Annotated in this window: 16 protein-coding genes; 8 read left to right on the forward strand and 8 right to left on the reverse strand. The window is 73.8% G+C overall.

Going from position 1 to position 18074, the window contains the following annotated elements; translation table 11 throughout:
* Positions 1 to 25: 25 nt before the first annotated feature.
* Positions 26 to 382, reverse strand: a complete 357-nt coding sequence (locus tag ACIBQ1_RS42155) for a luciferase family protein (RefSeq protein WP_397286093.1) — start codon at positions 380 to 382, stop codon at positions 26 to 28.
* 223 nt (positions 383 to 605) lie between these two features.
* Between ACIBQ1_RS42155 and ACIBQ1_RS42160 the strand changes: the two genes are divergently transcribed.
* The 4 genes from ACIBQ1_RS42160 to ACIBQ1_RS42175 all read left to right on the forward strand — a co-directional run bounded on the left by ACIBQ1_RS42160 (position 606) and on the right by ACIBQ1_RS42175 (position 5104).
* Positions 606 to 2036 carry an alkaline phosphatase PhoX gene (locus ACIBQ1_RS42160; protein ID WP_397286095.1) on the forward strand — a complete coding sequence of 477 codons (1431 nt, stop codon included), beginning with the start codon at positions 606 to 608 and terminating at the stop codon, positions 2034 to 2036.
* Positions 2037 to 2272: 236 nt separating this feature from the next.
* Positions 2273 to 3691, forward strand: a complete 1419-nt coding sequence (locus tag ACIBQ1_RS42165; RefSeq protein WP_397286097.1) for an amidase — start codon at positions 2273 to 2275, stop codon at positions 3689 to 3691.
* Between the two features lie 84 nt (positions 3692 to 3775).
* On the forward strand, positions 3776 to 4735 hold the full coding sequence (locus ACIBQ1_RS42170; RefSeq protein WP_397286099.1) for a hypothetical protein: 960 nt from the start codon (positions 3776 to 3778) through the stop codon (positions 4733 to 4735).
* Positions 4736 to 4849: 114 nt separating this feature from the next.
* A complete protein-coding gene (locus tag ACIBQ1_RS42175) occupies positions 4850 to 5104 on the forward strand; it encodes a hypothetical protein (protein WP_397286101.1) in 255 nt (84 codons plus the stop codon).
* 204 nt (positions 5105 to 5308) lie between these two features.
* Here ACIBQ1_RS42175 and ACIBQ1_RS42180 read toward each other — a convergent pair whose 3' ends face one another.
* A complete protein-coding gene (locus tag ACIBQ1_RS42180; protein WP_397286103.1) occupies positions 5309 to 6160 on the reverse strand; it encodes a trypsin-like serine protease in 852 nt (283 codons plus the stop codon).
* A 131-nt stretch (positions 6161 to 6291) separates the two neighbouring features.
* Here ACIBQ1_RS42180 and ACIBQ1_RS42185 point away from each other — a divergent pair, with 131 nt between their 5' ends.
* Genes ACIBQ1_RS42185 through ACIBQ1_RS42195 form a run of 3 tightly spaced genes read left to right on the forward strand, consistent with a single transcriptional unit; the run spans position 6292 to position 9362 of the window.
* Positions 6292 to 7437 carry an acyl-CoA dehydrogenase family protein gene (locus tag ACIBQ1_RS42185; RefSeq protein WP_397286105.1) on the forward strand — a complete coding sequence of 382 codons (1146 nt, stop codon included), beginning with the start codon at positions 6292 to 6294 and terminating at the stop codon, positions 7435 to 7437.
* Between the two features lie 55 nt (positions 7438 to 7492).
* Entirely contained in the window at positions 7493 to 8536 is a 1044-nt protein-coding gene (locus ACIBQ1_RS42190; protein ID WP_397286107.1) for an acyl-CoA dehydrogenase family protein, read from the forward strand.
* A 43-nt stretch (positions 8537 to 8579) separates the two neighbouring features.
* A complete protein-coding gene (locus tag ACIBQ1_RS42195) occupies positions 8580 to 9362 on the forward strand; it encodes an enoyl-CoA hydratase-related protein (protein ID WP_397286109.1) in 783 nt (260 codons plus the stop codon).
* A gap of 29 nt (positions 9363 to 9391) precedes the next feature.
* Here the strand turns inward: ACIBQ1_RS42195 and ACIBQ1_RS42200 are convergent, their stop codons facing one another.
* On the reverse strand, positions 9392 to 9895 hold the full coding sequence (locus ACIBQ1_RS42200) for a cupin domain-containing protein (RefSeq protein ID WP_397286111.1): 504 nt from the start codon (positions 9893 to 9895) through the stop codon (positions 9392 to 9394).
* A gap of 21 nt (positions 9896 to 9916) precedes the next feature.
* Positions 9917 to 10516: a TetR/AcrR family transcriptional regulator gene (locus tag ACIBQ1_RS42205; RefSeq protein WP_397286113.1), complete on the reverse strand. Its 600-nt coding sequence runs from the start codon at positions 10514 to 10516 to the stop codon at positions 9917 to 9919.
* A 129-nt stretch (positions 10517 to 10645) separates the two neighbouring features.
* On the opposite strand from ACIBQ1_RS42205, the gene ACIBQ1_RS42210 reads away from it, so the two are divergent.
* Positions 10646 to 11494, forward strand: a complete 849-nt coding sequence (locus ACIBQ1_RS42210) for an alpha/beta fold hydrolase (protein ID WP_397286115.1) — start codon at positions 10646 to 10648, stop codon at positions 11492 to 11494.
* Positions 11495 to 11500: 6 nt separating this feature from the next.
* Here ACIBQ1_RS42210 and ACIBQ1_RS42215 read toward each other — a convergent pair whose 3' ends face one another.
* The 4 genes from ACIBQ1_RS42215 to ACIBQ1_RS42230 form a co-directional block, all read right to left on the reverse strand.
* A complete protein-coding gene (locus ACIBQ1_RS42215; RefSeq protein WP_397286116.1) occupies positions 11501 to 13033 on the reverse strand; it encodes an aldehyde dehydrogenase family protein in 1533 nt (510 codons plus the stop codon).
* A 39-nt stretch (positions 13034 to 13072) separates the two neighbouring features.
* Entirely contained in the window at positions 13073 to 14227 is a 1155-nt protein-coding gene (locus ACIBQ1_RS42220) for an NAD(P)/FAD-dependent oxidoreductase (protein ID WP_397286118.1), read from the reverse strand.
* A gap of 66 nt (positions 14228 to 14293) precedes the next feature.
* Positions 14294 to 15250 (reverse strand): LysR family transcriptional regulator, encoded by a 957-nt coding sequence (locus tag ACIBQ1_RS42225; RefSeq protein ID WP_397286120.1) that lies wholly within the window; start codon positions 15248 to 15250, stop codon positions 14294 to 14296.
* A 9-nt stretch (positions 15251 to 15259) separates the two neighbouring features.
* Positions 15260 to 18046: an FAD-binding and (Fe-S)-binding domain-containing protein gene (locus tag ACIBQ1_RS42230; protein WP_397286122.1), complete on the reverse strand. Its 2787-nt coding sequence runs from the start codon at positions 18044 to 18046 to the stop codon at positions 15260 to 15262.
* Between the last annotated feature and the right edge of the window lie 28 nt (positions 18047 to 18074).

Consider the following 18074-nt stretch of genomic DNA (forward strand, 5'->3'; position numbering starts at 1 on the left):
AAGGGCGGGCGGTCCATGTCCGATATCAGGCGACCTCCGACGCGTGCGCCTTGATCGCCACGCTGGTCAGCGCCAGCAGCAGGTCGAGGTCGGGCTCGGCCTCCAGTCTCAGCGCCACCCACGCCGCGTCGGCGCACGCCAGGACCTGCTCGCAGTCTCGCAGGTACGGCGCCAGCCGCCCGATCGCGGGCTCGGTCAGGCGCAGGCGCACCTCGTCCGCGCCGGTCAGGCGCAGGATCTCGATGCCACGGACGGCGAAGGCCACTCCGCGCCTGGTGTCGCTCAGCTCCAGGGCCGGCCAGGACAGCAGCTGGGCCACCGCTCGGGCCACGTACGGCCCCCGGCGCCCGGTGGATCGCCGCCTGGCTGAAATGACTGTCACGTTTCCATGCTGCTGCACCGGACCGCCGACCCGCCATCGTCCGTTCTTCAACTGTTATCCGCGTCGTGAGAAAGTCGAACCCCCGCCGAGTCGTCCGAGGTGACGGGCGGGCCGGTTATTCAACCGGCGTTCATCATGCCGACAGCGGGCGGCGCGGCGGCCGTCTCCGTGGCATCGTTGGGTCGGCTGGTGTAAAAGCGTCAGACGCTAGAGGAGATGTCCCGTGTCCTCACCTGATTCCCCTCGTCATTCCCCTCGTCCCATCGCGCGCCGTTCCTTCCTCGGCCGCACCGCCGCCGGAAGCCTCGGCATCGCGTTAGCCGGCAGCTACGAGGCCATCGCGGGCCCGGCCGCGATCGCCGCCACCCGGCCCCCGCAGGGCTACGGCCCGCTGGTCCCCGACCCGGCCGGGATCCTGGCCCTGCCGGCCGGGTTCACGTACCGCATCGTCGCCGAGGCGGGGGTGACCCTGCTGGAGAGCGGCGAGCCGACCCCGAGCGACGCCGACGGCACCGCGAGCTTCTCGCACGGGCGGGGCGGCACGCTGGTCAACAACCACGAGATCGGCGGCAGCGAGCCGTACCGGGTGCCGGCGCTGTCCGGCCTCACCTACGATCCGGGAGCCGGCGGCGGCACCACGAACATCGACGTGGACGCCCGCGGCGAGCGGATCCGCGAGTACGTCAGCCTGGCCGGCACCCACAACAACTGCGCCGGCGGCAAGACCCCCTGGAACACCTGGCTGACCTGCGAGGAGACCGAGCAGCGCGCCGGCGGGGCCTACCAGAAGGACCACGGTTACGTGTTCGAGGTCGACCCGTTCGACCGCGAGGCCAACCAGGACCCGGTGCCGCTGAAGTTCCTCGGCCGCTACTCGCACGAGGCCGTCGCCGTCGACCCGAGGACGTCGGCGATCTACCTGACCGAGGACGCCGGCGGCCCGAACGGGCTGTACTACCGGTGGACCCCGCCGAGGCGCTTCCACGGCCGCAAGGGCGCGCTGCGCGCGCTGGCGCTGTCCGAGGGCGGCGACACCGCCGGCAAGCTGGCGGCGCTGAGCTGCTACCGGGACGACACGCACGTCGCCGACCTGTCGGAGGCGACCGAGCCGGGCACGCGCTTCAAGGTCCGCTGGGTCGAGGTGCCCGACCGCGACGCGAAGACCCAGTCGGTACGCCTGCAGTTCGCCAACGACCAGGTCACCCGCAGCCGCAAGCTGGAGGGCGCCTGGTGGGGCGACGGGGGCGCGTACTTCGTGGCCAGCTACGCGCGTCACACCGACGGCAGCGCCAACGAGCACGACGGCCAGGTGTGGTTCTACGACCCGCGCACCGAGACGGTCACCCTCAAGGTCATCTTCGGCGTCAACCCCGACCCCAGCCAGGACACCGACTACGACGGGCCCGACAACATCACGGTCTCCCCGTACGGCGGGGTGATCCTCGCGGAGGACGGCGAGGGCATCCAGCACCTGATCGGCGTCAGCGCGCAGGGCAAGTCGTACCCGATGGCGCGCAACGACCTCAACGACAGCGAGTTCACCGGCCCGGCCTTCAGCGCCGACGGCCGCATCCTGTTCGCCAACATCCAGGCGCCCGGCCACGTCTTCGCCATCACCGGCCCGTGGCGGCGCCACGGGCACGCCGACGACTGACGCGCAGCCGCCCTCCCGCCCGCCGGACAAACCGCTCGACGGCCATGGGCGGCACCCGTCACCATGGTCGTGATGTACCGAGCGTAGAAGCACCTCGATCGCAGCAGGCGATGGTCCCGGAGCGACCATCGCCTGTGTTCAGGCTGTCCGTCATCCGGCGGTGCGCGCCGCGCGCCGCCCACCGCCACATGTGATCGAGGTTGCGGGCGTCGAGGACGCCCAGAAAGAGGCTCTCCATGGAGCTCCATGAATACGCGCGGTACGACGCCGTCGGGATCCGGGATCTGATCAGGTCGGGCGAGGTCACCGCCGACGAGGTCGAGGCCACCGCCAGGCGGGCCCTGGCGTTCGCGGACGCCCAGGTGAACGGCCTGGCCCTGCCGGTGTTCAGCCCGGCGCCGGCCCATGCCGGGGACGGGCCGTTCGCCGGGGTGCCGTTCCTGATCAAGGATCACGGGCCGGTGGCCGAGGGGGTGCCGTTCACCCTCGGCAGCCGGGCCCTGCCGGGCGTCGTCCCCGCGCACGACACCGGCCTGATGGCCCGCTTCCGGGCCGCCGGCCTGGTCACGCTGGGCCTGACCACCGTCCCGGAGCTGTGCGTCAGCTTCGCCACCGAATCGCTCAGGTACGGCACCACGCGCAACCCCTGGGACCTGGACAGGGGCGTGGGCGGGTCGAGCGGCGGCGCGGCCGCCCTGGTCGCCGCCGGCGCCGTGCCCGTCGCGCACGCCAGCGACGGAGCCGGGTCCATCCGCGTCCCGGCCTCCTGCTGCGGGCTGGTCGGGCTCAAGCCGAGCCGCGGCCGGATCACGTGCGGGCCCGACGCGGGCGAGGCCATGCTCGGCATGTCGTACGAGTTCGCGCTCACGCGGACCGTCCGCGACGCCGCGCACCTCCTGGACGCCGTCCAGGGGCCCGGCATCGGCGACAAGTACACCGCGCCGCCCCCGCGGGGCAGGTACGCCGACGAGGCCGGGGCCGGTCCCGGCCGGTTGAGGGTGGCGGTGACCACCAGACCCTGGTCGGGGACGGCGGTGGACGCCCAGGTCGCCGAGGCGGCGGTCCGGGTGGGCCAGGCGCTGGAGCGGGCCGGGCACGGGGTCACCGAGGCGAGCCCGGCCGTGGACTGGGAGGCGGTCATGCGGAGCCTGGCGGCCGAGTGCGTGGCGATCGCCTCCACGCTGCTCCTGGCCCCCAGGCAGCCCGACCCGGCCCGGATGGAGGCCGTCTCCCGGCGGTTCCTGCGGGCGGCGCGGGAGTACACCGGGCTGGACCTGCTGGCCGCCCTCGACGCCCAGAACCGGGTGACCCGCTCGGTGGCCGGGTTCTTCACCGAGTACGACCTGCTCGTCACCCCCACGCTGGCCCGCCCGCCCGCGCCGCACGGCACGCTGCGCTACGACGACCCCGGCCACACGATGACGAGCTGGCTGGAGTCGCTGACCGACTACGGGCCGTTCACGATGGTGTTCAACATCACCGGGCAGCCCGCGATCAGCCTGCCGCTCGGCCAGGCCGACGGGTTGCCCGTCGGCGTGCAGATCGTCGCCCCTTACGGGCGCGAGGACCTGCTGTTCCGGATCGCCGCCCACCTGGAACAGGCGATGCCCTGGAAGGAGCGCACCCCTGCGGTCTTCGCCGGGAACCGTTCCTGAGGTGCCGAACGGCACTTCCGCCGGCCTCAAGAGGTGCCGAACGGCATCTGGCCAGGTGAGGGGCCCGCCAGGAGGCTTGACCGCATGGAAACCCTCACTTCTGGCCGACGCGGCCACGCGGCGGCGCTGTGGGCGCTGGGCTACGGCCTGCTCGGGGCGGCGTGGGCGCTGGGGGCGCCCGGCTTCCCCTGGGGCGCCTCGGACCCCGACCCGGACGGGGCGCTGTCCGTCCTGGCCGGGGTCACGCCGGTCTTCGGCTGGTGGATCGCCGCCTTCGCGCTGCTCACCCTGGTGACGGCGCTGGCGCTGACCCGCGGGAGCGGCGGCCGCGCGCCGCTCTGCCTGGCCTGGCCGATCGCCGTGCTTCTCGTCCTGGTCGTGCCCGACTCCCGGCTCATGATGGGCGTGGCCTACACGCCCCTCCTGTTGGTCGCGCCGCTCTTCGACTGGAGCCTGGGCGGCGCCACCCTCGCCGACGCCTGGCCGTGGCCGGTGCTCAACCAGCTCGTCTGCGTGCTCGGCGGGCTGCTCCTGGCCGGCGCGGCGCTGGCGTACGGCCGCGACCGGGGCGTGGCGGGCTGGTTCACCCCCGAGCGGGGGCGCCGGGCCGTGTACGTGGCCGTCGCGGTGCCGCTGGTGTACTGCCTGACCCGGTGGGCGTGGGCGCTGGGCATCCCGCTCGGCGTGAGCCCGGAGTTCCTCGCCCAGGGGGAGGACGGCCTGTGGCTGGCCGGCGCGTACCTGGCGACCTTCGGCGCGTTCGGCGGCGTGCTCACGCTCGGGCTGACCCAGCGGTGGGGCGAGGTCTTCCCGCGCTGGATCCCCGGCCTGCGCGGCAGGCGGGTGCCGCCGCTGCTGGCGGTCATCCCCGCCGGGTTCGTCTCGATCGTCGTCACCGTGGCCGGGCTGACCTACCTCAGGGTGACGATCGCCGGCCGGTTCACCCTGGACGAATGGGGCGCCTGGCTGCCGGAGTGCTTCTGGCCGATCTGGGGCGCCGCCCTGGCCACCGCCACGACCTGCTACTTCCGGCGCCGCTCCTGACGGCCGGGTTCGGGCTCGCGGGTCACGGCGGCCAGGTGGCGGTGCGGGGTACGGGTCGCCGGTGACCATGAGCGCGGCGACCGCCTCCTGCCGCCGGGCGACCACGTGCTGTCGATGATCTTCACCAGGACCGGCCCCCGCCAGGGCGTGGCCTCCCTGGCGGTGGACGGCCGCCCCGACGGCGGGAAGGAGCCGCTCACGACCGCCCGCTACCTGATCGGCCGGCAGGGCCTGGTGCTGGGCCGCGACGCGCTGTCGCCGGTGAGCTGGGACTATCCGCGCGGTTTCCCCTTCACCGGCACGATCGAGCGGGTACGCGTGGAGCTGGACGACGATGTCCCGGACACCGTCCACGAGACCTTCGACTGACGGGGGGTAACCGGGCGCGCTCGTGACCTGCTCTTGGTGTCGATCTCAGTACGCTCCCGTGCGTGATGGATGACAAGAGCCGCGGCAGGCGGCGCATCAGCATCGACGGAGCGGGCATCGAGAGGCGCAGGACGGCGATCCAGGCGCTCGTGGATCAGGCGCCGTCGCCGGCGGCCGAGCGCGTCCCGATGCCCCGGCCCATCTTCAGCCCGCGCTCGGACGGCTCGGAGGCGCCGCTTGCGCGCTCGGAGCCGCCGCTGGCGCCGCTGGCTGGGCGGGGCCGGGAAGGGTGACGTACTTGCCGAGGAACTGCCGCGCCGAGGCGGAGTCCAGGCGGTAGTCGTAGTTGGTCTTCCTGCAGGCGTCGTCGGCACCGGAGATCGTCGTGGCGATGAGGAGGTGCGAGGTGACTCCGCCCAGGAAGTTCGGGCCGCCCGAGTCGCCGAAGCAGGTGCTGCCGTCGCCCTTGGTGGACAGCGAGAGGTTGAGCCATCTCCGGGTCATGCTCTTGAAGGAGATGGTCGCCTGGTGGCGCGTGTCGGTGTAGTGGAAGCGCTGGTCGCGCGGCTTCCTCATGGTGGGCTGGAGCGAGCCGTACCCGACGGGGGTGAAGCGTGCGGACTCCAGCTTGTTCTCGGCCTTGAGGAGGTCGAGCAGGCCCGCGGGCGGCAGCTGGGCGGGCTTGATGCTCAGGATGGGCTTGTCGAACAGGACGACGGCCATGTCGTGGAGCTCGGACTTGGCCGAGAAGCGCGGGTCCGGGATGTACCGGCCGGAGTAGAGCTGGGCCCCGCGTTTGTAGCGGTCGACGAAGGAGACCTTGGCGGTCTTCTGCTTCGGCTCACCGCAGTGGGCGGCGGTGAGGAAGACGGTCGGCGAGATGAGCGTTCCGGTGCAGTACGTCCACGTGCCGTCGGGATTCTGCTCATCGGAAATGAGAGCCCCTACTTCCGGGTGGGTGTCACCGTCGGCGGAGCCGTTGGTGATGGCCGCTGCGGGAGTCGCGGTGTACGCCACCGTGGCGGCGACAACCAGGACAAAAGGGACATAACGCATCCCCGAAGTTTAGGCGTCGGCGGGCACTGAATGGCACATATGAGCAAAAGATCTACTCATATTCGCAGGCCCGGCCGGTTTGGCGGTGCCTTTCCAGGGGTGGGAGCCCTTGCGTGGATAAGATCCCATTCGTGGATGCTCAGGCCCTGGCGCTCGGCGCGGTAGCCGGGCTGCCGGACGGGTTACGAGAGCTGCGGCTGCGGGTCAGGCGCTTCCTCGAGGACGAGATCGCGGCCGGCGGCTTCGCCCGCGAGGCCGACGCCTGGATGTCCGGCGTCGATCCGGCCTTCAGCGGCCGCCTGGCCGCGCGCGGGTGGGTGGGGATGACGATCCCCGCCGCGTACGGCGGGCACGGGCGGACCGCGCTGGAGCGCTACGTGGTCACCGAGGAGCTCCTGGCCGCCGGGGCGCCGGTGGCCGCCCACTGGATCGCCGACCGGCAGATCGCCCCCAGCATCCTGCGTAACGGTACAGAGCACCAGAAACACACGTATCTCCCGAGAATCGCTCGCGCCCAGAGTTTCTTCGCGATCGGGATGTCCGAGCCCGACTCGGGCTCGGACCTGGCCTCGGTCCGGACCCGGGCCGCCGAGGTCGAGGACGGCTGGCGGCTGACGGGCACCAAGGTGTGGACCAGCGTGGCGCACATCGCCACGGCGGTGGCCGTCCTGGCGCGCACGGACGACGCCGGCGACCGGCACGCCGGGCTCTCCCAGTTCATCGTGGACCTGCCCCACCCGGCGGTCTCGATCCGGCCGATCATCACCATCGACGGGGCGCACCACTTCAACGAGGTGATCTTCGACGACGCGGTGATCCCGGCGGGCGCCCTGCTGGGCCGCAGGGGAGAGGGCTGGCGCCAGGTCACCGCGGAGCTGGGCAACGAACGCTCCGGCCCCGAGCGCGTCCTCAGCACGCTGCCGCTGCTGCGGGAGTGGGCCCGGCCGGAGAACCTGGGAGACGACCCGGTCGCGCACGCCGAGCTGGGCCGGCTGGTCTCCCGGCTGGTGGCGCTGCGCCGGCTGTCCCTGTCGGTCGCCGAGCGGCTGTCCAGGGGAGAGAGCCCGGCCGTGGCGGCGGCTCTGGTCAAGGACCTGGGCACGGAGTTCGAGGGCGACGTCGTGGACGCCGTGCGGCGGCACGTCGGCCCCGAGCCGGGCGGCCAGGGGCTCGCGGCCATGCTGGCCAAGGCCGTCCTGCACGTCCCGGCCTTCACCCTGCGCGGGGGCGCCAACGAGATCCTGCGCTCGATCGTGGCCAAGGAGCTGCTCCCATGACCGGCGATCATCTTCGCGATCCGGCCGAGGCGGTCATGGCCGGGGAGCCGCTCCTATGACGGGCGATCACCTTCGCGTCCTGGCCGAGGCGGTGCGGGCACTGCTGGCCGTGGAGGCGCACGGCCCGGGGCTCTGGACCCGGCTGGAGGAGCTCGGCTTCACCTCGCTCACGGTTCCCGAGCGCCAGGGCGGGAGCGGCGGAACGCTCGCGGACGCCGCCGTGGTGGTCCGCGAAGCCGGCGCCGCGGCGGCCACGGGCGGGGTGGCGCTGCCCCTGGCCGAGGCCCTGTTCATCGCGGGCCCGCTGCTGGCCGCGTCGGGGGCCGCCCTGCCGCCCGGGACGGTGACCGCGTACGTGGGCGAGCTGGTGGCCGAACCGGCCCCCGGCGGCCGGTGGACGGTCACCGGCCCGCTGACCCGCGTGCCCTGGCTGCGATCCGCCGATCATCTGGTGGCCCTGGCCGACACCCCGGACGGGCCGGCGACCGCCGTGCTGCGCGCCCCCGAGCGGCCGTCACCCGGCGAGAACCTGGCGGGGGAGGAGCGCGACAGCGCCGTGCTCGACGGGGCCGAGGCGGCGGTCACGCCCTTGCCGCCCGGCCCGTGGCGCCAGGAGCTGGAGCTGCACGGAGCCACCGCCCGCGCGCTGCAGCTGGCCGGCGCCGCCCGCGCCGTCCTGACGCTCACCACGGGCCACGTCGCCGAGCGGGTGCAGTTCGGCCGGCCGCTGGCCCGCTTCCAGGCGGTCCAGCACCGGCTCGCACGGCTGGCGGCCGACGTGGTCACCGTCGAGGTGATGGCGGACGCGGCGGTCGCGGCGCTGCGGCACGGTGACCGGGACCGGGAGCTCGTCGTGGCCTGCGCCAAGGCCGAGGCGTCCGCGCTGGCCCGGTCGGTGGCCGCCGCCGGCCACCAGATGCACGGCGCGATCGGGTTCACGACGGAGCACCGGCTCGGCGCCTGCACCAGGAGGTTGTGGGCGTGGCGCGAGGAACACGGCAACGAGCTTCACTGGCAGCGCAGGTGCGCCGACCTGGCGAGGAGATCGGGCGACGTGTGGGAGCTCGTCACCGGCGGCCCGCCGTCAGCGCCCTTCTGACAGCGCCCCTTTGAGAGGGCCCGTTGAAGACAGGAGCAGCATCATGGACGCCGAACCGCCCGCCCTCACGACCGTCCGCGACGGGATCGCCAGGCTCACCCTGAACAACCCCCGGCGCAAGAACGCCATCACGCTGGAGATGGCCGCCCTCATCGGGGATTTCTGCGCCCTTGTCCACGGCGACAACACCATCGGCGCGGTCCTCGTCGACGGCGCGGGCGGCTACTTCTGCAGCGGCGCCGACACCCGCGACCTGGCCGCCTCCTCCGCCGATCCCGCCGCGCCCGAGTCGATCGCGCGGACCTCCGCCGTGTACGCGGCGTTCGTCGAGGTCGGGCGGCTCCCGGTGCCCAGCGTCTCGCTGGTGACCGGCGGCGCGGTCGGCGCCGGGCTCAACCTGGCCCTGGCCACCGACCTCATGCTGGTCAGCCATGACGCGGTGCTCGACAGCGGGTTCGTGGCGCGCGGCATCCACCCGGGCGGCGGGCACCTGTCCCTACTCGGCCGCGCGGCCGGATATCAGCACGCCATCGCGCTCGGGGCCCTGGGCGCGGCGCTGTCCGGGGCCGAGGCCGTGCGGCGCGGCCTGGCCTGGGACGTGGTCGAGCCGGACGCCATGCCGGCCGCCGCCACCCGGCTCGTGGCCAAGGCCGCCGCCGACCCCCAGCTGGCCCGGCGGATCAAGCAGAGCGCCACCCTCGAACTCGGCCCGCCCGCGGTGTCCTGGCCGTCGGCGCTGGAGATCGAACGCGGGATGCAGATGTGGTCGCTGGGGCGCAAGGGCAGCCAGGGGTGGGACCGGAAACCGCCCAAGCCGGAGCCCTGATCGTCAGCCCTGATCGTCAGCCCTCAAAGTCAGCTCTGCCCGAGCGAGCGGGCCGCCTTCCACCGCGGGCTGTCGAGGAAGTGGTTGTCGTAGAGCTCCTGCGAGTCGAGCAGCTCCTCCAGCGTGGCCGCGCCGGAGCGCAGGCGGGCCAGCAGGCGGAAATACTCGAAGCGCTCGACGCCGGGCGTGATCACGATCAGCAGGTCCGCCTCGGAGCCCGGGGCGGCGGCGAAGGCGTGGGCGACGTTCGGCGGCACCACGGCCAGGTCGCCCTCCTCCAGCGTGAGCACCTCGTCGCCCGCCAGCACCTGGGCGGCGCCGCCGAGGACGTAGAACAGCTCGCTGGACGCGGTGTGCAGGTGGGGCACGGCGCCGTCGGCGCCCGGGGTGAGGGTCATGCGGAGGCTGCTCAGGGCGCCTCCGGTGGCGCTGGAGTCGAGCAGGAGCCGGCCGGTGGCGGGGGCGTCGCCGCCGCCGACGATCTCGGCGTCGGCCGCGCGTACGACTGCGGTGTCAGGCGTGATGAGCGACATGGGGTGGTCCTTCCCGGGGAGTTACAGGGCGCCGTCGAGGGCGGCGGCGACCAGGCGTTCGGCGTAGGCGCGATCCACCGGGTCGCCGGTGATCAGGACGCGGTAGTAGAGGGCCCCGGCGAGCTGCTCCAGCAGCGTCATGGGGTCGACGTCGGGGCGCAGGCGGCCCTCGTCGCGGGCGCGTTCGATGAGCCGGCAGGCCAGCGCGTTGCGGCGGGCGTAGACAGCGCGCTCCAGCTCGCCGACGTCGTCGTGGCGGGCGGCGGCGGCGACCAGCTCGGCCACCGTGCCCGCCGAGCGGCTCTCCTGGCCGGGCGGCAGGCCCGCGACCCGCATCCGGTTGAGCCCGGCGGCGACCTTCTCCATGTAGTCGGTGAGGTCGCGCCGGATGTCGCCGGTGTCGGTGATCTCGTCGTGGTCCTGCAGCCTGGCCACCACGGCCAGGGCGAGGTGGTCCTTGGTGGGCCAGCGGCGGTACAGCGTGGTCTTGGCGATGCCGGCCCGCTCGGCCACCTCGTCGGTGGACAGGCCGCCGTAGCCGCGCCGCAGCAGCAGCTCGGTGGCGGCCAGCAGGACCCGCTCGTCGACCTCGGTGTCACGCGGTCGCCCTCGTGGCCTCATGTGAATCCCTCCATTTCGCTACCGTGGTAGCGAAATTGAAGGTACATCCGGGTCGCCCATTTACGCAACAGAGGTTTCGTATATGCCTCGAGTTGGCCCGGCCGCGCGCCGGCTGACACGATCTCGGTCATGCCGACTTTCTCCGCCCATGACGGGACCGGCCTCGCCTATCACGAGCACGGTCAGGGAACGCCGCTGGTCTGCCTGCCGGGCGGGCCGATGCAGGACTCCGCCTACCTGGGCGAGCTCGGCGGCCTGTCCGCGCACCGGCGGCTGATCATGCTGGACCCGCGCGGCACCGGCGGGTCGGCGGCACCCGAGGACCCCGCCTCCTACCGCTGCGACCGCCTCGTCGACGACGTCGAGGCCCTGCGCACGCACCTCGGGCTCGACCGGATCGACCTCCTCGGGCACTCCGCCGGCACGAACGTCGCCGTCCTGTACGCGGCCCGCCACCCCCGGCGCGTGCGCAGGCTCGCCCTGATCGGGCCGAGCGCGATGGCCCTCGGGATCACCATCACGGGGGAGGACCGGCTGGAGGTCGCGCGCTCGCGGGCAGCCGAGCCCTGGCACCCGCGGGCGATGGCGGCCCTGGAGGCCATCGTGTCCGGCAAGGGCGCGGACGGCGACGCCGAGGCCGTCGCGCCCCTCTTCCACGGCCGGTGGGACGCGGCGGCACGGGCCTGCGACGCGAGCCGCGAGCTGCGCCAGAACAAGGAAGCGGCGGCCGTGTTCGCCGCCGAGGGCGCCTTCGACCCGGAGGCCACCCGCGCCGCGCTCGCGGCGTTCGGGGCGCCGGTGCTGGTGCTCGCCGGAGAGGTGGACGTGAACACCGTGCCCCGTGCGGCGGCCGAGGTCGCCGGGCTCTTCCCGGACGCCGACCTCGTCGTCCAGCCGGGAGCGGGGCACTTCCCGTGGCTGGACGACGCCGATCTGTTCGTGACGGCCACCGCCGGGTGGCTGGACTCGCGCGAGTAGCGCGGGTCACAAGGTGAACTCGACCCCCTGGGCCAGCGGCAGCTTCCCGGAGTAGTTGATCGTGTTCGTCGCCCGGCGCATGTAGGCCCGCCAGGCGTCCGAGCCGGACTCGCGCCCGCCGCCGGTCTCCTTCTCGCCGCCGAACGCGCCCCCGATCTCGGCGCCGGAGGTGCCGATGTTGACGTTGATGATGCCGCAGTCGGAGCCCTCGGCCGAGACGAACAGCTCGGCCTCGGCCTGGTCGCGGGTGAAGATGCTGGACGACAGGCCCTGGGGCACCGCGTTGTTGAGCGCGATGGCCTCCTCCAGGGTGTCGTACGGCATGACGTAGAGGATCGGCGCGAACGTCTCCTGGGTCACGATCGGGGTCTGCGCCCCGATCCGCACCAGCGCCGGCTCGGCGTAGAAGGCGTCGGGAGCCTGGTCGGCGAACCGGCGCCCGCCGCCGGCCACCAGCGTGCCGCCCTGCTCCCCGGCGGCCTCCAGCGCGGCGAGCATGGCGGCGTGCGCGCGACCGTTGATCAGCGGGCCGACGAGGGTGCCCGGCGCCATCGGGTTGCCGACCGGCAGCCGCGCGTAGGCGTCGCTGAGCCGCTCGACCAGCGCGTCGGCGATGTCGGCGTGGGCGATGACGCGGCGCATGGTCGTGCACCGCTGGCCCGCCGTCCCGGCGGCCGAGAACACGATGCCGCGCGTGGCCAGCCCGAGGTCCGCCGACGGGCACACCACGGCCGCGTTGTTGCCGCCGAGCTCCAGCAGCGACCGGCCGAACCTGGCGGCGACGCGCGGCCCCACCGCGCGGCCCATGCGGGTCGAGCCGGTGGCGCTGACCAGGGCGACCCCGGGGTGGTCCACGAGCGCCTCGCCGACCTCGGGGCCGCCGAGGAGGACCTGGCTCAGATGCGCGGGCGCGCCGTGTTCGGCGGCGGCCCGGTCGAGCAGGGCCGCGCAGGCCAGGGCGGTCAGCGGCGCCAGCTCCGACGGCTTCCAGACGACCGGGTCGCCGCACACCAGGGCGATGGCCGTGTTCCACGACCAGACGGCCGCCGGGAAGTTGAACGCGCTGATCACGCCGACGACGCCCAGGGGGTGCCAGGTCTCCATGAGCCGGTGGCCGGGCCGCTCGGAGCTGATCGTGCGCCCGTACAGCTGCCGGGACAGGCCCACCGCGAAGTCGCAGATGTCGATCATCTCCTGGACCTCGCCGAGCGCCTCGGAGGTGATCTTCCCGACCTCCAGGCTGATCAGCGTGGCCAGGTCCGCCTTGTGCGCGGCCAGCAACTCGCCGAACCGCTTGACCAGCGCGCCCCGGGCCGGCGCGGGCACGGCCCGCCAGGCCAGGAACGCCTGCCCGGCCCGCTCCACGGCGGTGTCGACGGCGCCGGGGCCCACCCAGTCCACGGCGGCCAGCGGCCCGCCGTTGATCGGCGAGGTCGTCGTGACGCCGCCGCCGAGCGCGTCCACGTCCACACCGCAGCGCTTGGCGGTCTCGCGCGCCGTCGCGGCCAGCTCGTCGGGGCCGGGCAGCGTGGTCAGCATCAGGTTCTCCTTGGCAGACGGTGTTGGGATACGGTCTCTTCAGACGATGTTGATCTCGGGCCTGGTCCCCGACAGGGCGAAGCGGCCCGCGTCGAAGCCGGTGACGTCCACGAACGGCGTCCGGCCCAGGTAGAGGTCGCGGACCACCTCGCCGACGGCCGGGCTCATCAGGAAGCCGTGGCCGGAGAAGCCGGTGGCGTAGATGAACCGGTCGACGCCGCGGGCGGTCCCGATGAGCGCGTTGTGGTCCGGGGTCACCTCGTACAGGCCGGCCCAGCCGGTGGCGATGCCGGTCTCCATCAGCGCCGGAGCCCGGCGGGCCATGGCCTCGCCCAGTCCGGGCAGCCAGGCGTCGGAGCGGTCGAGCTTGAACCCCGGGGTCTCGTCGGGGTCGGACATGCCGAGGAGCAGCCCGGGGCCCTCGCGGTGGAAGTAGAACGTGGTGCCGAAGTCGATGGTGAACGCCATCGGCGGCAGCTCCGCGACCGGCTCGGTGACCAGGATCTGCCTGCGCAGCGGGGTCACCGGCAGGTCGACCCCCACCCACTCGCCGACCTGCCGCGACCAGGCGCCCGCCGCGCAGATCACCGTGTCGGTCTCGATGCGGCCGCCCTCGGTCCGGACGGCGACGATGCGGCCGTCCACGGTCTCGATGCCGGTCGCGGCGCAGTTCGGCAGCAGCCGCGCGCCCAGGCGCCGGGCCGCGCCCGCGTAGCCGAGCACCACCGACTCGGGCGTGCAGTGGCCGTCGCTGGGGGAGTAGGCGGCGGCGAGCAGCCCCTCGGTGTCGATCAGCGGCGACAGCTCCTTGGCCTCCCGGACCGGGATCATCCGGCTGGGGACGCCGAGGTCGTTCTGGATCGCCACGTTCTTCTCGAACTCCGCGACCGACTCGGGGGAGTCGAGCAGGAACAGGTAGCCCGGCTTGTGCAGGTCGATCTCCTGCCCGAAGCGCTCGGCGAAGGTCTCGAACGTCTCCAGGCTGCGCACGGCGAGCTCGATGTTGACCCGGTCGGAGAACTGCGCGCGCACGCCCCCGGCCGCCTTCGAGGTGGAGCCGGAGCCCAGCGGCCCCTGGTCGATCAGGACCACGTCGCTCACGCCGGCCGCGGCCAGCTCGTACGCCGAGCTGACGCCCATGGCGCCGCCCCCGATGACGACCACCGAGGCCCGCTGGGGCAGGACACGTCCCATTGATCGGCTTCCTTTCCGCGCTTACCGCATTCAGGATCGGGGATCGGACAGAGCCGGAGGAAGCGGTCAAGCATCGGCATCTGTGGGCGAGGCGTAAGAAGTTCTTATGCTCCGGGGAAGATCGTCTCCCAGCCGGGCCGCGGCCAGCCGCAGGGCGCACACGGCGCCGGCCACCGCCGGGTTCGCGCCGGCCGTCCGGTGCACGGCGGCGATGTGCCTGCGGGCCTCGACGCCGCCGAGCCTGGTCGCGACCACGCCCTCGCCGGGCAGGTGCGCCAGCGCCGGGACGAGCGCGACCCCCAGCCCCGAGCGCACGAACCCGTGGATGACGCCGTAGTCGTTGCTGCGGTAGTCGACCTGCGGCTCGTAGCCCGCCTGCGCGCACAGCCGGCGCAGGCAGGAGGCCCCCGAGGTGCCCTCCCTGGTGGACACCCACGTCTCGTGAGCCAGGCCGTCGAGCCCGACCGTCCCGGCGCCGGCCTGCGGATGCCGCTCGGGCAGCAGGAGCAGCAGCTCCTCCGCCAGCAGCGGGATCTCCCGCAGGTCGCGCGGCCAGGCCCGGGGCACCAGGTCGTAGCGGTAGACCAGGGCCAGGTCGAGCTCTCCCGCCCGGACCAGCGGGACCAGCTCGTCGGGCTCCCCCTCGTCGAGCAGGGTCTCCACCGCCGGGTGCGTGCGCGCGTACGTGGCCAGGGCGATCGGCAGCAGGCGCTGGCTCGCGGTGGGGAAGCTGCCCAGCCTGAGCCGGCCGATCGTGCCCTCGGACATGCCGCGCACGTCCTCCTCCAGCGCGTCCAGCGCGGCCAGCACCTCGTACGCCCGCAACACCAGATACCGGGCCGCCGGCGTGGGCGTGATCGTCTGGGCGCCGCGCTCGAACAGCGGCATCCTGACCGTCCGCTCCAGCGCCGCGATCTGCTGCGAGACCGCGGACCCCGTGTAGCCGAGCCGCCTGGCCGCGGCGGCGAACGAGCCCGCGTTCAGCACGGCGGTCAGCGTCCGCAGGTGGAGCGGATTGAGCATAAGCAGACCTTACGGCAGCCGGTCGGCGAGGAGCTGGGCCAGGTGCGTGCCCTGCCGGTCCGACAGGTCGGCGATCTGGGTCCGGCAGGAGAACCCGTCGGCGAGCACGGTCGTACCCGGCTCGGCCTGCCGGATCGCCGGGAGCAGCTGGTGCTCGGCCACCGCCACGGACACGTCGTGATGCCCCTTCTCGACGCCGAAGTTGCCCGCCAGCCCGCAGCACCCGCCCAGCCGGCTCACCCGCGCGCCCGCCTCCCGCAGCAGCCGGAGATCCTGCTCCCAGCCCATGACGGCGTGGTGGTGGCAGTGCGGCTGGGCCACCGCCGTCACCCCGTCGAGCGAGGGCGGCCGCCAGCCGGGCGTATCGGACAGGAGCTCGGCCAGCGTGCGGGTCATGCCCGCCACCGGCGCCGCCACCGCCTCCTCCAGCAGCTCCAGCGCGTCCGAGCGCAGCACGGCCGTGCACGACGGCTCCATCCCGACGATCGGCACGCCCTGACCGGCGGCCTCGGTCAGCTCGGCGACCGTGCGGCCCAGGATGGCGCGGGCCGCGTCCAGCTGGCCGGTGGAGATCCACGTGAGCGCGCAGCACTGGCGGCGCGCGCTGATCCGCGGCCGGTAGCCCGCGGCCTCCAGCACCTTCACGGTCGCGCGGCCGATCTCGGGGGCGAAATGGTCGGTGAAGGTGTCGACGAACAGCATCACCGGCTCGCCCTCCGCCGGCCTGCCCGCCACCTCCCGCCGCTCGAACCAGGCCCGGAACGTCTCCCGCGCGAATCCCGGAAGCCCGCGCCGCCGGTCCACCCCGGCCAGCGCCGGCAGCCCCGGCACCCGCATGAGCGCGTTCACCGCCCGCGGCATCCTGCTCGCCAGCCGCGCCCAGCGCGGCAGCCGCCCCAGGGAGTAGTGCGTGACCGGGCGGATCCGCCCCTTGTAGGTCTGGTGGAGCACCTCGGACTTGTACGCGGCCATGTCGATCCCCGTCGGGCAGTCCGAGGCGCAACCCTTGCAGGACAGGCAGAGGTCGAGGGCCTCGTGGACCTCGGGGGAGCGCCACCCGCCGGAGACGTCCGAGCCGTTGATCATCTCCTGCAGCACCCGCGCGCGGCCCCGGGTGGAGTCCTTCTCCTCCCTGGTGGCCAGGTAGGACGGGCACATCACCCCGCCGGCCGCGGTGTTGTCGGCGCGGCACTTGCCCACGCCCGTGCAGCGGTGCACGGCCTGGCCGAAGTCGCCGCCGTCGTGGCGGTAGGCCAGGGCCAGGCCCGCGCGCACCGGGCGGGCGGCCGGGACGCGCAGGTCGGCGTCGAAGGGGCGGGGCCGTACGAGCACGCCGGGGTTGAGCACGTCGCCCGGGTCGAAGATCGCCTTGACCCCGGCGAACAGGTCGATCGCCGCCTGCGAGTACATGAGCGGGAGCAGCTCGCTGCGGGCGCGGCCGTCGCCGTGCTCGCCGGACAGCGAGCCGCCGTAGCCGGCGACCAGCGTGGCCGCGGCCACCAGGAAGTCCCTGAACTCCTTGCGCCCGCCCGGCCGCTCCAGCGGCACGTCCAGCCGGATGTGCAGGCAGCCGTCGCCGAAGTGCCCGTACGGCAGGCCGGTCAGGCCGTGCGAGGCCATCAGCGACTCGAAGTCGCGCAGGTAGCTGCCGAGCATCGCGGGCGGCACGGCGGCGTCCTCCCAGCCCGCGTGCGCGGGCCGTCCGGCGGGGCTGCGCCCCGACAGCCCCGCGCCGTCCTCGCGGATGCGCCAGAGCGCCGCCGCCTTCGCCGGGTCCGTGACGACCAGCGCGTCCTCGCCGCCGGCCGCCACCCGTGCGGCCCGCTCCAGCACCTCGGTCTCGTCGTCGCCCGCGACCTCGACGAACAGCCAGGCGGCGCCGCGCGGCAGCGACGGCACCGCGCCGGGGCCCCGCCGCAGGCGCACCACGTCGACGATGCGCGCGTCGATGCCCTCGCAGGCCGTCGGCCGGTGCTCCAGCACTCCCGGCGCGGCGTCCCCGGCGGCGGCGATGTCGGCGTAGCCGAGCACCACCAGGGCGCGGTGCGCCGGATCGGTCACCAGCCGCACCGTCGCCTCCGTGAGCACGGCGAGCGTGCCCTCGCTGCCCACCAGCAGGCGCGCCACGTCGAAGCCCCGCTCCGGCAGCAGGTGCTCCAGCGCGTATCCCGACATCTGCCGCCCGAACCGGCCGAACTCGGTGCGGATCGTGGCCAGGTTCGCCATCGCGAGCTCCCGCAGCGCGGCGGGGGCGTCCCGGGCGGGCAGGTCCAGCGCGGTCCCGTCGCCCGCCACGGCCTTGAGACCGGTGACGTTGTCGGAGGTGCGGCCGTAGCCGAGCGTCCTGGAACCGCAGGCGTTGTTCCCGATCATGCCGCCGATCGTGCAGCGGGTGTGGGTGGACGGGTCGGGGCCGAACCTGAGCCCGTACGGCGCCGCCGCCCGCTGCAGGGCCGCCTGGACCACGCCGGGCCGCACCACCGCCGTGCGGGTCTCGGCGTCGACGCTCAGCACCTGGTTCATGTGGCGGCTGAAGTCGAGCACGAGACCGGGGCCGATCGCGTTCCCGGCCACCGAGGTGCCGCCGCCGCGCGCGGTGAGGGGGATCCCGTGGCGCGCGCACAGCTCGACCGCCGTGGCCACGTCCTCGGCGGACCTGGGCCGGGCCACCAGCAGCGGCGGCACCCGGTAGAGGGAGGCGTCGGAGGAGTGGAGCGCCCGGGACGTGGAGTCGTCCAGCACGTCGGTGACCCCACGGCGGCGAAGGTCGGTCGCGAGAGCGGCAGCGCGGTCCATGAGTAGCATGCTACATGCGACTCATGTA

The sequence above is a fragment of the Nonomuraea sp. NPDC050153 genome, assembly GCF_044460125.1.
GTDB lineage: Bacteria > Actinomycetota > Actinomycetes > Streptosporangiales > Streptosporangiaceae > Nonomuraea.

Bases quoted from the DNA above. Each gene is read 5' to 3' on its own strand.
- ACIBQ1_RS42165 (WP_397286097.1), top strand. From the start codon at position 2,273: ATGGAGCTCCATGAATACGCGCGGTACGACGCCGTCGGGATCCGGGAT.
- ACIBQ1_RS42170 (WP_397286099.1), top strand. From the start codon at position 3,776: ATGGAAACCCTCACTTCTGGCCGACGCGGCCACGCGGCGGCGCTGTGG.
- ACIBQ1_RS42175 (WP_397286101.1), top strand. From the start codon at position 4,850: ATGATCTTCACCAGGACCGGCCCCCGCCAGGGCGTGGCCTCCCTGGCG.
- ACIBQ1_RS42180 (WP_397286103.1), bottom strand. From the start codon at position 6,160: ATGCGTTATGTCCCTTTTGTCCTGGTTGTCGCCGCCACGGTGGCGTAC.
- ACIBQ1_RS42190 (WP_397286107.1), top strand. From the start codon at position 7,493: ATGACGGGCGATCACCTTCGCGTCCTGGCCGAGGCGGTGCGGGCACTG.
- ACIBQ1_RS42195 (WP_397286109.1), top strand. From the start codon at position 8,580: ATGGACGCCGAACCGCCCGCCCTCACGACCGTCCGCGACGGGATCGCC.
- ACIBQ1_RS42200 (WP_397286111.1), bottom strand. From the start codon at position 9,895: ATGTCGCTCATCACGCCTGACACCGCAGTCGTACGCGCGGCCGACGCC.
- ACIBQ1_RS42205 (WP_397286113.1), bottom strand. From the start codon at position 10,516: ATGAGGCCACGAGGGCGACCGCGTGACACCGAGGTCGACGAGCGGGTC.
- ACIBQ1_RS42210 (WP_397286115.1), top strand. From the start codon at position 10,646: ATGCCGACTTTCTCCGCCCATGACGGGACCGGCCTCGCCTATCACGAG.
- ACIBQ1_RS42215 (WP_397286116.1), bottom strand. From the start codon at position 13,033: ATGCTGACCACGCTGCCCGGCCCCGACGAGCTGGCCGCGACGGCGCGC.
- ACIBQ1_RS42220 (WP_397286118.1), bottom strand. From the start codon at position 14,227: ATGGGACGTGTCCTGCCCCAGCGGGCCTCGGTGGTCGTCATCGGGGGC.
- ACIBQ1_RS42225 (WP_397286120.1), bottom strand. From the start codon at position 15,250: ATGCTCAATCCGCTCCACCTGCGGACGCTGACCGCCGTGCTGAACGCG.
- ACIBQ1_RS42230 (WP_397286122.1), bottom strand. From the start codon at position 18,046: ATGGACCGCGCTGCCGCTCTCGCGACCGACCTTCGCCGCCGTGGGGTC.